This window comes from Secundilactobacillus similis DSM 23365 = JCM 2765, assembly GCF_001311075.1.
GTDB classification, from domain to species: Bacteria; Bacillota; Bacilli; order Lactobacillales; family Lactobacillaceae; genus Secundilactobacillus; species Secundilactobacillus similis.
On sequence record NZ_BBAD01000036.1, the window covers coordinates 16,188 to 29,835 of the forward strand.

The window sequence follows — 13,648 nt, forward strand, 5'->3', positions numbered from 1 at the left end:
AGTAATGGATAACTGATTGGTCATATTTTAACTAAAATTAGTCACGAATTGGGTAATTGTAATCGACTAGTCAATCATCATTTTAGTTGACTAATGAATAAAAATTGAATATGATATGGGTAATATAGGATTATTCTGTAATCCGGTCTAAGGGTGGTGGGTTCATCGTGAAACAGTTTGTATCGTTACCGGTTGTGGAGTCGAGTTTATACCTATTCGGTGGGCATCAACGAACCGTTCCAGGTGGTTGGCAGTTTTTTGAACAGAAACACCAAGCATTTGAGCTAATGTGTATTGTTGCGGGGCGACAAACGACGGAGATCAAGGGATTAGCGCCGTTTGATTACGGTCCTGGTGATGCGTTGATCATTTCACCGGGGACCCTGCATACGAATTTTAACTCCAGTGCAACGGCGGATATGACTTATATTTGCTTCCATTTCAACATTGAGAGTCTGGAACTAAAATCGGAAATCATTGGTAATTTGGCAAACACCGTTATTCCGGCAGATACCCCAATCGCAAAATTGGCGTTAGAAACGGCCCAAAAGATGGTTGTCGATAGTGATGACGCTGGGCTTAATAAGGAACAGACTAAGATCAAGATTCAGATTACGCTATTGGAGTTCTTGTATGGGTTGATGACCAATATGGCGGACTATCGCCAAGCTAACGCTAAATATTCAGAACGGGAAGCCAAAATTAGCCGAGAAATGGCAACGCTAATTGAGGAAAATGTGGAACAGCAACAAGTGCCACTGTTTTCGTTTGGCGATATTTGTCAGAAATTGGGCATCAGTAACGGCTATGGTCACCGGACGTTTAAGAAGGTTTATGGGGTGACGCCACTTCACTTTATCGAAGAACAAAAGTACCGAAAAGCAAAGCTACTATTGGGTTCGCCGGAGTATTCAGTTGAAGAAATTGCGGATTTAATGGGGGCCAGCAGCATCTCGAATTTCAGTAAACAATTCAAGAAGTGGTCAGGGGTTACTCCTAGCAAGTATCAACGTCAAATCATTGGTAAACGAACGGTTCGGACGGTTAAAGAAAGTGGTTATTTTGAATAAAATAGTCAACTTAAATGAATAATAATACGAAGATGACATTGATCATGGCTATCCGATCAATGTCATCTTTTTACGTAAATAGTCACTATTTAACTAAAATTAGGCAGAAACCAAGCTAGTTAACTTAGGTGAAACCGATTACACTTGTACTTGTAACAAGCTAGCTTGTCGTTAATTGTTTAAAGTAGATTGAAGTTGAGGACGATTTTTGGCGATTAATTTTTGTGAGGTCTTGCACTTTTATCGATACTTGGTTGCGCTAAACGACCAACCAATACAATCGTCTTCTAAGTCGCAGATTGGAGGAAACAATTATGGCATCAGTGCCTAAGCAAGATGACGTCATTGAACAAAATGACGAATTCGCCAAGTTATCTTGGCGTGAACGAATTAGTTACGGGGCAGGGGACCTTGCCCAAAACCTGATTTTCGGGACAATTGGTTCCATGCTGTTGTTCTACCTGACCACTGTTTACGGAATTTCAGCCGCTGCCGGCGCCACCATTTTCTTGGTTGTGCGTTGGATCAACGTTTTCTGGGATCCATGGGTTGGGGCGTATGTCGATCGTCACAACTTTAACCCTAAGGTTGGTAAATACCGCCCATTCCTAGTTAAATACGGGATTCCATTGACGATTTTGTCAGCTTTACTTTTCTTACCAATTCCAGCCCTTCGCGGGAACATCCTGTACGCCTTCGTTGCATACATGGCAACCGCAATGGTTTACTCATTGGTTAACATCCTTATGGTGCCTTAAACGCATCATTAACTCGTGACAACGACGAAGTTTCAACGTTGACCACGGTCCGGATGACTGAAGCTAACATTGGTAACTTGATGGTTTACACCTTCTTACCATTGTTCGTTCAGCTCGCTTCACCAGACAAACAATTGAAAGATATTGGTTTCTTCGGTATCAAGTTACACCTAGGGAACTACGCTTCACCACACGCTGGTGGCGCTTACTTCATGGTTATGGCCATTTACATGGTTATCGGTTTCATTATGTTGATGTGTACTTACGGTGGTGTTAAGGAACGGATCTTACCTACCAAGGAAGAATCAGACGCTGTTAAATACAGTGACTTGTTCAACGAATTAAAGAACAACAAGCCACTTCAAATTTTGGGTCTGTTCTTCTTGATCGGTTTCACGTTCATGTTCTTTGGGAACACTGTTTGGGCCTTCTACATGCAATACAACGTTGGTCACCCAGAATGGATGGCTTCAATTAACTTGATCGGTTCAATTCCTGGTATCTTCTTAGTATTCTTATGGCCAATCATTCGTAAGAAGATTGGTAAGAAGGGCTTCTTCTACCTCTTCTTATGCCTGTTCATCGTTGGTCAAATCGTTATCTGGATCTGGGGCATGCCTGGTTTCAAAGACCAAACTGCTTTGGGTTACATCGGTCGTTTCTTGCAACAATGGGGCTTAACTGCCGCAACTGGTTACATGTGGTCAATGGTGCCAGAAGTCGTTTCTTACGGCGAATACAAGTCAAAGAAGCGGGTTGCTGGTATCATCAACGCCATCATGGGTCTGTTCTTCAAGATTGGGTTAGCTTTAGGTGGGATCATCCCTGGTTACATCAACGCCTTCACGCACTTTGACGGCGCCGCAACCACTCAATCAGCTTCAGCTTTAGCTGGTATCCAATGGTCAATGATCTGGATCCCAATCGTGTTGGCTGTCGTAGCGATGTTCATCATGAGCCGTTACCCACTGACTGATAAGCGGATTGCTGAAATCAACGTTGAATTGGAAGCAGATCGTAAGGCTAAGTTGGCTAACAAGTAATAGAGTGTGAAACGAAGCGCCTAGAAGGTGGAGTGTAAGGGGCTCATGGGTGAAAGCCCCGGGCTTGGGGGTTTACCCATGAGCTCCTTACATGCAACCTTCTGCTTCATTGAACACGTTTCGGCGCCGTAGCCGATAACCAGTTCCGAGGCCAATCATTCAACATGACTAAACCGCGAAACAGGCAAATCAAAAATGGCGCCGAAACCAACGCAGCCTGAAAGCACGTCGCCAGAACTACGCAGTAAGGGGGAAACCGCTCTTACACGCAACTGGCAAACAGCAGTAACCAACCGCTACTGCTGTCACAAAGCACCACAATTTAAATTTGAGATACAATCACAACTCACATGCATCACCATCAAAATCGAAATAGGAGGAATTTTTCATGAAGATTCAAAACCCCGTTTTACACGGTTTTAACGCTGACCCTAGCATGATTCGCGTCGGTGACACGTACTACATTGCCAACTCAACCTTTGAATGGTTCCCTGGCGTTCGGCTCCACGAATCCAAGGATATGGTTCACTGGAACCTGTTGCCATCACCACTGTCAACGACCACGTTATTGGACATGAAGGGTAACCCAAGTTCTGGTGGGATCTGGGCACCTGACTTGAGCTACGCTGACGGTAAATTCTGGTTGATCTACACCGATGTTAAGGTGACTGAAGGTGCCTTCAAGGACATGACCAACTACTTGACTACCGCAACCGATATCAAGGGCCCATGGACTGACCCAATTCGGGTTAACGGGGTTGGCTTCGATGCCTCCTTGTTCCACGATGATGATGGTCGCAAATACTTGGTACAACAAACTTGGGATCACCGTGAATACCGCCACCCATTTGATGGCATCACGTTGACTGAATTTGACACCGATACCATGAAGTTGAAGCCTGAAACTGCTCGGACCATTTACGATGGGACTGACGTGAAGTTGGTTGAAGGACCTCACTTGTACAAGATCGACGGTCAATACTTCTTGTTTGCCGCTCAAGGCGGGACCGTTTGGACCCACCAAGAAGTCGTTTCTCGTTCAAAGACTTTGGATGCCCACTCGTTCGAAACTGAACCTGGCGATCCATTCATCACGAACTTTGACACGCCTGACTTGGCCATCCAAAAGCAAGGTCACGGTGCTTTAGTTAACACCCCTGGTGGCGAATGGTACTACGCTTCATTGTGTGGTCGTCCATGGCACCACGATACTGAATCCGTAACTGACCCTCGCGGCTGGTGTACTTTAGGCCGTGAAACTTCAATCCAAAAGGTTGAATGGGACGACCAAGGCTGGCCACGTGTTGTTGGCGGTCACGGTGGGACTGTTGAAGTTGACGCACCTAAGGATGCTATCTTGACGGAAGCACCCGCAAACGGCGACCAACACGACGAATTTGACACCCCTGAATTGAACCTTGAATGGAACACTTTACGGACACCATTCAATGCTGAAATGGGTTCATTCGGCGATGGCAAGTTGACCTTGATTGGGAAGCGTTCATTGGCAAGTCGTTACGACGTTTCGATGATTGCCCGTCGTTGGCAAGCCTTCAACTTTGATGCTGAAACCAAGGTTAAATTCGATCCATTTACGTACCAACAAATGGCTGGCTTAACCAACTTCTACAACGACCAACACTGGTCATTCGCCTTCATCACTTGGGACGAAAAGAAGGGTCACGTCATCGAAGTCGGTGAAAACAACCGCGGCGAATACACCTCATACTTGAAGGATGACGCAATTGCCATTCCTGAAGGTACTGAAAATGTATGGTTCAAGGTTAAGGCTCGGACTCAGTCATACACTTACGCTTACTCATTTGATGGCACAACTTGGCACGATCTTGTTACCTTGGACGCTGCTGTCTTATCTGATGACTACGTTCTTCAAACTTACGGTGGCTTCTTCACCGGCGCTTCGTTGGTTTAGCTGCTGTCGATTACAGTGGTTACGATCAACCAGCTGAGTTTGATTACTTCGACTACAAAGAATTAGACTAAGTTTTATAGATGAATACTGATTCGGGCTCATCTGGGGATTTGAGTTTGAATTGAAACAGCGCACCTACCACGATTTGTTGTGGCGGGTGCGCTGCTTTTTTGCTGTCGTTTGTGTCCAGCGTAAGTGTGCGGAGCGAGACGGGTTGAGAGCGGTGTGTAGGGGCACTTCGGTGAAAGCGCCCGGGCCTGGCGGTTTTATCGAAGTGCCCCTACATGCAGCTCTCAGTCTCGCGCAGCACCATTCGGCGTGGTGGCCAGAAAGCGCGTGGTTGACAAGTTCTCGTTACTTCAGGAACCCTAGAAATGACAGTTTAAGTGGCGCCGAATTTTGTAGCCTGAGAGCGCAGGTTTTCGTGCGGCTTTGGCGAGCGAAGCGACGACAAACAGCCAACACTCAAATCACATCCAACCCTTACGCTGGACACAAGCGTAAGCAAAAAGCCCCAAACGTTGTGTTAGGGGCTTAAGTAGCAATTCAATTAATCATTTTCCGAAGCAATCTGTTCCGCTTCATCGTTCAGTTTCTCCGCTTTATGGAAGTCTTCAGTTACTACGTAACTCTTGATGCCCCAGTAGTAGAATCCAAGGGAGGCCACGATGATGACCACGAAGTCTAGCGGGTAGGGAAGCCAGTTTAAGCCGTTGAACTGGTGGCTGCCGATGAAGGACATGATGGAGATGAAGACCAAATAACCGACCATCCAACCGCTGGCTTTGAATGCCTGAGCGGTGGATTTGAAGCCAGCTTTCCACTCGTAGTAGAAGTAGAAGGGCAGGCCTAATAGGATGATCAAGATGACTTGAACGGTGGTTGGCCACATTGCCCAGTAGGTCGCTAGTGATGCCAAGACGAAGGACAGTGGGGCAATCCATGGCAAATGCTTTAAGCGGATCGGCCGGAACAGGTTAGGCCCCATTTTTCGGAGCGACACGGCGGTAACGGGTCCCGTCAGGTAAGCAATCAAAGTGGCGGTGGACAATACGGTCGCCAAAACAGCCCATGAACGGAAGACCGAGACCATCACCATGCTGAGAATCGTGTTGACCAACATGGCAACGCGGGGAATCCCGTATTTTAAATTAATTTTACCCAAGAAGCTTGGGACGTGCTTGTTGCCTTCCATGGCGAAGAGCGCCCGCGCGGTGTTGGCCACGAAGGAGACGCCGGTTCCAAATGGGGAGACGAAGGCGTCCATGTACAACAGCACGGATAACCAGTGAATGCCCAACAGAATGGCCATATCAGCAAATGGTGAGTTGAAGACGATCCCGTGCCAACCGGTGGCGGCAATCATCTTCGGTGGAATTGCGTGATAAAGGTACTTTGCAGGATAACGTAGAGCACGCCACTGATCAGCAGTGAGATCGTAATCCCACGGCCAATATTTTTCTTCGGGTGTTCAATTTCGCCACCCATGTTGATGACCGTTTGAAAGGCGTCAAATGAGAAGATGATCCCAGCCGCAGAGGTTGCGGTGAAGATTGGCGCTGATCCGTACGGCATGAATTCGCTGAGCGAGGTCCCGTAGTTACCGGGGTGGAAGCCAGACATGGTCAACATGACGATGGTTAGTAACGGAATCCCGATTTTAAAGACCGAGATCAAACTGGTAAACCGGGTTAAGATCGTCACGGACCAGTAGTTTAATAGCGTAAAAACGATAATGAAGCCGAACACCACGAATAAACCAGACGTGGTGATGACGCCGTTGCTGAGAAAGTGGTGCGTCCATTTGGCCCAAGACCACGGCCAGGTACTCATGTACTGAACGGCCGCCACGGCTTCGATGGGGATCAGCGTGATCAGTGACACCCAGTTGGCCCAAGCGGCGATGAAGCCGAGTAGAGAACCGTGTGAATATTGCGCGTATTTACTCATGCCCCCTGATTCCGGGAACATGGCGCCGATTTCAACGTAATCGTAGGCGATGCTGCCGATGACGAGGCCCCCAATGACCCAGGAGATGATAGCGGCCGGACCAGCAATCTTAGTGGCTTCCCAAGAGCCGAAGAGCCACCCGGAACCGATCAACGATCCCAGGGCCAGCATGACCAGCTGGAACAGGTTGATTTTCTTGATATTGTGATTTCCCATGAAGTTCCCCCTACGGTAGTGTGTGCTATGTACAAAGGAAACGAGTGTGGGCTAGTGGTAAACGGACGCTACCAAGTCGGTAACGCCCGTAACTGCAGGCCGTAACTCGTTCCATCAATAAGACTAAGTTTAATATTCAGTGGTGCGGAACGGACTTTCCGGTTTTTCACCGGGCTTGTTGGCGAGGTTGGTGCGAACGACGAGCACGTCGCAGCTGGCATTGTGGGTCACAAAATCAGTCACGGAACCAGTGACGACCCGTTCCAGGGCGTTCATCCCAGTGGCGCCCATCATTACTAAGTCGTTTTGGTGATCCTGCGTGAAATCAAAAGCGATGACGGTCTTCGGGTTACCGAAGCGGATGTGGGTGCTGATGTCGGTTAAGCCGTATTTGGCCTTAATTTGGTCAGTAAGTTCTGCCAAATAGTCCGTGGCGTCTTGAACCAACCGGTTGACGATGTCGCCGTTGTTGACGAGGCCGCCGTAGTAGTTGGTTTGGTGCGTGTCAATGACGCTCAGCAGGTCGAGGTGGGCGTGGTTTCGTTTGGCCACGGCCACCGCTTTAGCGAGCGCCAGTTCCGCGAACTTAGAGGTGTCAACGGGAACTAGGATCGAATGGTAGTTTAAATGCATAGTGGTAACTCCTTTAGTAACTGAATAGTAGTAACGAAACTAAGCGCGGCCCATAACAACTTGCGTGGCTTTAGCCAGAATGTGACCGTCCATGGCATCCATGAGTTGATTGAGCCAGAAGCCATCAGTTAACGGTAATTTCGTATCCAGCGCGTACACGGTGATCGTGTAGCGGTGATCTTGGTCGGGTGGTAGCGGACCAGTGTAACGTTCTGTTACGAGAGGGTTGGTTCCACCAACCAAGGCGCCGGCGTTGGAATTCTTACCAAACGTCATCGCCACTGCGCCACTTTGACTGGCGTTTTCGGGTAGTTCAGTTAACGTTCCCGGAAGGTTGGCTGCTACCCAGTGGATCCAAGTAAAGCCGCCCACCGGAATCGCATCGTGGTCGATCATCGTGACGGCGAAAGTGGCGGTGTTGGCTGGCACTTCGCTAAACTGAATTGGAAATGACCGAACGGGATTGCCGCCCATTTTTTGGTCATCGGGCGCAAACTTCCCGTAGATGTCGGGGAGAAAACCGTTGTCGGTTGGGACGTTAATTTTCATTATGATCATCCTTTTTTGCAGACTTTTGTTCTATTATACCGCAATTATTAAGATTACAAAAAAATCTCGGTTATGAAAGCCGATTTTTCACCAGAAACTTTAATCCAATTCGGAAATGTGGGTGACGGGGTATTTTTGCGAGAACCCTTGATTTTTAGCTAATTCGCGGGGTATGCTGGACGTAATATGTGTTAGACGGAAGGCGGAATGGATTTGGAAACGGCGCGCAAAATTTCAATTTTACAAGACCTTGTTCGGATCGAATCGGTTAACGATCATGAAGCGGCGGTGGCCAGTTATTTGGCGACCCTATTTGACCCGTATCGCGATCGCGTGACGATTGAACGGGTACCCTACGCGGCGGACCGCGATAACTTAGTGGTGACGATGGGAAATCCGGCTGGCCGGCACTTGGGCATCTCTGGTCACATGGACGTGGTTGATCCGGTGACTTGGCGGCTTGGACCCACCATCCATTTGGTGGTGAAGTGGTCGATGATCGGTTGTACGGCCGCGGTACGTCAGATATGAAGAGTGGCTTGGCAGCGATGGTGATCGCGATGCTCGAACTCTTGGAGGAAGACGTGGCGCTACCGGGAACGATTCGCTTACTGGCCACTGTTGGTGAGGAAACCGGTGAGTACGGTGCCGCTCAGTTGACGGATAAGGGGTACGCAGATGACTTAGACGGCCTCGTGATTGCTGAACCTAGCGGGATGGATAAGGTCACGTATACCTCACGCGGTGTCATCGACTACCACGTGGATTCGATTGGCAAATCCGCCCACAGTGCGCGGCCAGATAAGGGCATTAACGCAATCGATAACTTGCTGACTTACTATAATGAAGTCAACGAGCTCATCGCCCGCTTTGATCGTAAGGATCCGGTGTTAGGTGGACTGTTACACAGCGTTGACCTAATCAGCGGTGGTGAACAGATCAACAGTATTCCCGCCAAAGCGCGGTTATCCGCCAATATGCGGACGATTCCAGCCTATCCTAATCAGATGATCTACAAGGCCTTAGAGGACTTGATTCACCGCTTAAACCAGCGACCAGGGTTCCACCTCAGCATTACGTACAGTTATCCGGAAGAGGCAGTACCGGGCCGCCCAGATGCGCCGTTAGTGCGGTTAGTTCAAAAGGTGGGTCACCGGGTAATGGGCAAACGGATCATTCCAGTGGGCTCAGGTGGCGCCAATGACGGCTCCGAGTTCTCCCGCGCCAAGGGTAATTTCATGAGCGTGGTGATCGGACCGGGCTCCGATACGGCGCATGAACCGGATGAGTATATTTCAATCAAGCAGTATTTGCAGAGCGTTGATTTCTACAAAGAGTTTGCGGTGGCGTTTTTGAACGAACGTAAATAAATCAAAATGTGATACGAACGGGGCAACACGCGTTTGTATCACATTTTTGGTTGTGCTATATTGGTCGAATGGGGTTTGGCGCGGTTGCGCTGAACTTAACGATGAGAAATGCAGGGGAAACGCTTATGCGAGTAACAAAAACACGCGCCAACTTGATGTTGCTGATTGCAGCCATCATCTGGGGTGCTGGCTACATCTTTTCAAAAATGGCCACTAACGCCAACATGCAGGCGGGGCTGATCAACGGGATTCGGGGGTTGATCTATGCGGGCTTGGCTACATCTTCTTCCACAAAGCCATCAATAAGATGACCATGGTTGACTTCCGAATCGGGATGACGGCCGGTTTTATCAACTTTGTGGGGTACCAACTACAGACGTTGGGGTTAAAGTACACAACACCAGCCAATAACGCCTTTCTGACAGCGATTTACGTGATTTTTATTCCGTTCATTGTGTGGATCTTCTTTCACCGGCGACCGGAGGGGAAGAGCTACGTTGCAATTGTGATTTGTGTCGTTGGGATGGTGTTCTTAACCAACTTGGTTAATCGTGGCTTTACGCTACATATTGGGGATTTATTGACCATTATCTCGGCGGTATTTTACGCCATTCAAATCGTTTACTTCGGGATGAAAACCACCAGTACGAATCCGTGGGTGCTGTCGTTCATGCTGGGGGTCACACAGGGCGGTTTTGGGATGATTTGGTCGCTGCTATTTGAACACGCCAGCTACGGCGCAATTGATTGGCAAGCCGCTTGTGGCCAGTGGTCGTTTTGGGGATTCTTTCCTCGTTTGGGGCGCAAACGTTGCAATTGATTGGTCAACGGTATACGGATCCGACACCAGCGGGGATTATCCTGATGACCGAGTCGATGTTTGGTAGCATCTTCTCCGTAGCCCTCGGGTTTGAGCCGTTTACGATGAATCTACTGATTGGTGGGAGCTTGATTGTGATTGCGTTGTTGATGATGCAGGTGGATTTTCGGCATCGAAATGCGAGTTGAAGTTGACTTATAAAGGACCGTCAGTGAAAGATTGACGGCCCTTTTGTCTATTTAGCTACTGTCGTTTGTGTCCAGCGTAAGCATTGGGTGCGATTTGGGTGTCGGCTGTTTGACATCGCTTCGCTCGCCAAAGCCGCATGAAAATCGGCGCTCTCAGGCTACAAAATTCGGCGCCACTTAAACTGTTATTTCCAGGGTTCCTGAAGTTACAAGAAGTTGTCAACCACGCGCTTTCTGGCCACCGCGCCGAATGGTGCTGCGCGAGACTGAGAGCTGCATGTAATGGCACTTCGATAAAACCGCCAGGCCCGGGCGTTTTCACCGAAGCGCCATTACACTACGCTCTCAACCCGTCTCGCTCCGCACACTTACGCTGGACACAAACGACAACAAAAGACCTCACCAATGCTCTGTTGGTGAGGTCTTTTTCTCGCACTACTTAACGAAGCTAAGGATATAGTTACCCTGCGCGTCAGTGGTGATCGTATAGGTGGTGTAACCGTTTTTCAGCCATTGCGACTTAGTTGCTTGCGCCCAACTTTTGGCATCAGCGACTGATGAGAAAGTGTGGGAGCGGCTGAATTCAGGGGAAGACGATGTGGTGCTATCGCTAGACGCATCGCCACTATTAGATTGTTTCTCGGATGTCGACCCGGAAGTGTTGTCGGTAGTATTGGCAGAACTGGCTGAGCTTTGGGTCTCTGCTTTGGATTTAGTCCCATCCAGTTTTTTCTGCTCGCTGTTCTTAATGGTTGAATCAGATTCTTGATCGATCGAACTTTGCATTGAACTGCGTTGTGAGGGCGTGATGCCTGGTTATCGTCAGTTGAGCCGGTGGTATCTTGATCATCTTGAGAAGTCGCTGCTTCGGACGGCGTCTTGCGTGACGTACTGTTCGAATCAGTGTCAGTGTTATCATCTTCGTTCTTACTGCTGCTGTTAGCGGATTGCGCGGTGTTCGCATCATTGGTTTCAACGCTGGTTGAGCGGTTGGCCAGCCAGACACCGACGCCAATGATCAACACCAGCGTCAGGAGAAAACTGACAATCAGTTGCCGGATGCGATGTGGCTTCTTCGGCCGTTTGCGTTTCGGTGGTTGATTGTTGTCGGTGTTGAAATTGTAACGTTGCATGCGCGATTGCGGTTCTTGATTATTCACGTAAATAAACCTCCAGTATCAAGAACGGAGCGAACCTGCCAAATTTTAGTACTACCATTCATTAGGATAACTCAATTGGACTAGAATTTTAAGTGTTTTTGCTTAAAATTTTTGGGTGAAATCGGGAGCAATCAGCGATATCGCTTGGTACATTAGGGGTTAACGCGGTTGATGATTGCCGCCAATTTTTTGTTAGTTTAGAACGGTTCGGTGTTGGTTTGAGCATGGTGCCGAACTCGTGCTAAAAGCGTCTGCAGTGAGGCGAGTTCGTCCGGGGTCAACACGTCCAAATACCGTTGAGAACTCGCGGCCTCAAAGTCGAATAACTGTTGCTTCATTTGCTGACTTTTTGCGGTTGGGTAGAGCACTTTCAGCCGTGGTTGGGCGGGATGGTCACGTTTTTCTAAGTAGCCATCCGCAATTAGTTTGCTAACCGCACGAAAGGCAGTGGTGCGGTCAACGCCAATCGTTGTAGCGAGTTCTTGTTGGCCGATTCCGGGCTGTTCCAGTACCCGAATCACGTAGATAAATCGGTTGTCACCTAGGTTAAATGGTCTAAGCGTTCGGTTAGCGGTAGCGTTGATTTCACGGGCAATCCAACCGATGTCGCGAAAAATTTCTTTTTCCATTTTGATATCGACGACAGTGAATGACAACTGTCGCGGCCTCCTTTGGATTTCAGGTTATACCACTAGCATAGCGTGAGTGGTACGGAACTGCAACGGTTTTGCTGAAGTGGGCAAGTGGTTATTTTATGTTGCATTTACAACACACCAATGTTATTCTATGTTGCAAATACAACGAGAAGGTGCTGCAAATGATTTCATTCTTAATGTTCAACTGGATCATGGCCATCACGCCGGGGCCAAATACGATTATGGCGCTGTCGGAAGGCCAAGTGAAAGGGTTTCGCCGGAGTTTGATCTATAACTTTGGCAGTTTTGTGGGGTTTTGGTTAGTCGGTGGTGCGGTGGCGTTACTGTCGACCAAGTTACTGAATCAACCTGGTTTGACGCTGGTGATGAAATTGGTGGGGTCCGGTTATTTAGCTATTTAGCAATACATAGTTTACGTGGTAGCCAAGCCATTGCGGCGGGAGAGGGGCTAGCCCATCCATTCACTTCAGCGCTACTCTTGCAAGCAACCAACGTTAAAGTCTACCTCTACTACGTCGCGGGACTAGGCGGCTTCACCGCAGTCTTCGCCACGACCCACGGCGTTTGGCTCAAGCTCCTCGTCATGGTCATGATTGGCGCCATCGGCACGCTGATCTGGTCCGTTGTTGGCCACTACCTTAAGACGTTCTACAATGCGCATGCAACGTTGGTTAACTGGGTGGTTGCGTTGTTGCTGGTTGTCAGCATCGTTGACTTATGGCGGTGAGATTGTCGCTTGTGTCCAGCGTAAGCATTCTTCTGTTTAGTTTGTGAAGTGTGGTGATTTGCTTGAACTATCGATTCCGGTCAGCGACTAGGTTCCAGCTGTGGGGCCGGCCTGAGCCGAAGGGCGGTCTCAGTCCTCAAATTGAAGCCTCGCCAAAAAACGTGCGAGTCTTCAATTTGTCCCCGATAATTGGCGGTTGTCGGAAGTTCGTCAACAACCACCAATTATCGCGACACAGCTTCCACCTAGTCGCTGACCGGAATCTTACATTGTCGTAATTCGGCACTATTGTAGACCATCTCAAGTGCTTAACTGAACAGCTTGCGACAGTATTACAAAGACTGACGTTGATTCGACAAACACTAAAGTTGATGGATGTCTTGTTATCGTGACGAACAAGACGTCGATCTATTCTGAACGTTAACTTAATGCGCTTGAACGGACTGTGACGCAATGCTGTAATGTTATCGTTTAACGTTTACTGAGATGTTCTCGATTGTCATCGTACGACAGTTTAGCCCTTCATGATAAATTTTCGAGAGTGCGATTCCGATGCCGAAAGTCCGCAAACAAAA

At 48.5% G+C, this 13,648-nt stretch carries 10 protein-coding genes and 4 pseudogenes; 9 read left to right on the forward strand and 5 right to left on the reverse strand.

What is annotated here, in order from left to right; genetic code table 11:
* The first annotated feature begins 167 nt into the window (after positions 1-167).
* From JCM2765_RS09240 to JCM2765_RS09250, 3 genes and pseudogenes are all read left to right on the forward strand, one after another.
* A complete protein-coding gene (locus tag JCM2765_RS09240; protein ID WP_054736221.1) occupies positions 168-1,070 on the forward strand; it encodes an AraC family transcriptional regulator in 903 nt (300 codons plus the stop codon).
* A gap of 314 nt (positions 1,071-1,384) precedes the next feature.
* Positions 1,385-2,871, forward strand: a pseudogene (locus JCM2765_RS09245) (MFS transporter).
* Positions 2,872-3,259: 388 nt separating this feature from the next.
* A pseudogene (locus JCM2765_RS09250) lies at positions 3,260-4,875 on the forward strand (glycoside hydrolase family 43 protein).
* A gap of 479 nt (positions 4,876-5,354) precedes the next feature.
* Here JCM2765_RS09250 and JCM2765_RS09255 read toward each other — a convergent pair.
* The 3 genes and pseudogenes from JCM2765_RS09255 to JCM2765_RS09265 form a co-directional block, all read right to left on the reverse strand.
* Positions 5,355-6,970, reverse strand: a pseudogene (locus tag JCM2765_RS09255) (APC family permease).
* Positions 6,971-7,099: 129 nt separating this feature from the next.
* The gene (locus JCM2765_RS09260; RefSeq protein WP_054736223.1) at positions 7,100-7,603 is read right to left on the reverse strand and encodes a universal stress protein; all 504 of its coding nucleotides are present in this window, start codon (positions 7,601-7,603) and stop codon (positions 7,100-7,102) included.
* 39 nt (positions 7,604-7,642) lie between these two features.
* Entirely contained in the window at positions 7,643-8,152 is a 510-nt protein-coding gene (locus tag JCM2765_RS09265; protein ID WP_054736225.1) for a YbhB/YbcL family Raf kinase inhibitor-like protein, read from the reverse strand.
* Between the two features lie 213 nt (positions 8,153-8,365).
* Here JCM2765_RS09265 and JCM2765_RS09270 point away from each other — a divergent pair.
* From JCM2765_RS09270 to JCM2765_RS18190, 4 genes and pseudogenes are all read left to right on the forward strand, one after another.
* A pseudogene (locus tag JCM2765_RS09270) lies at positions 8,366-9,522 on the forward strand (ArgE/DapE family deacylase).
* A 125-nt stretch (positions 9,523-9,647) separates the two neighbouring features.
* On the forward strand, positions 9,648-9,833 hold the full coding sequence (locus JCM2765_RS18180; protein ID WP_225352050.1) for a hypothetical protein: 186 nt from the start codon (positions 9,648-9,650) through the stop codon (positions 9,831-9,833).
* Positions 9,830-10,342 (forward strand): DMT family transporter, encoded by a 513-nt coding sequence (locus JCM2765_RS18185; RefSeq protein ID WP_225352051.1) that lies wholly within the window; start codon positions 9,830-9,832, stop codon positions 10,340-10,342. The genes JCM2765_RS18180 and JCM2765_RS18185 overlap by 4 nt, the downstream gene beginning before the upstream one ends.
* Positions 10,333-10,530: a DMT family transporter gene (locus tag JCM2765_RS18190; protein ID WP_263849400.1), complete on the forward strand. Its 198-nt coding sequence runs from the start codon at positions 10,333-10,335 to the stop codon at positions 10,528-10,530. The genes JCM2765_RS18185 and JCM2765_RS18190 overlap by 10 nt, the downstream gene beginning before the upstream one ends.
* A gap of 506 nt (positions 10,531-11,036) precedes the next feature.
* On the opposite strand, the gene JCM2765_RS09280 is transcribed toward JCM2765_RS18190, so the two are convergent.
* Together JCM2765_RS09280 and JCM2765_RS09285 are read right to left on the reverse strand one after the other, a co-directional pair.
* Positions 11,037-11,690 (reverse strand): hypothetical protein, encoded by a 654-nt coding sequence (locus tag JCM2765_RS09280; protein WP_054736228.1) that lies wholly within the window; start codon positions 11,688-11,690, stop codon positions 11,037-11,039.
* 197 nt (positions 11,691-11,887) lie between these two features.
* Positions 11,888-12,346 carry a MarR family winged helix-turn-helix transcriptional regulator gene (locus JCM2765_RS09285; RefSeq protein ID WP_054736229.1) on the reverse strand — a complete coding sequence of 153 codons (459 nt, stop codon included), beginning with the start codon at positions 12,344-12,346 and terminating at the stop codon, positions 11,888-11,890.
* A 161-nt stretch (positions 12,347-12,507) separates the two neighbouring features.
* On the opposite strand from JCM2765_RS09285, the gene JCM2765_RS09290 reads away from it, so the two are divergent.
* Together JCM2765_RS09290 and JCM2765_RS09295 are read left to right on the forward strand one after the other, a co-directional pair.
* Positions 12,508-12,747, forward strand: coding sequence for a LysE family translocator (locus tag JCM2765_RS09290; RefSeq protein ID WP_054736231.1), 240 nt, complete (start codon positions 12,508-12,510; stop codon positions 12,745-12,747).
* Between the two features lie 77 nt (positions 12,748-12,824).
* Positions 12,825-13,073: a LysE family translocator gene (locus JCM2765_RS09295; protein ID WP_054736233.1), complete on the forward strand. Its 249-nt coding sequence runs from the start codon at positions 12,825-12,827 to the stop codon at positions 13,071-13,073.
* The last annotated feature ends 575 nt before the right edge of the window (positions 13,074-13,648 follow it).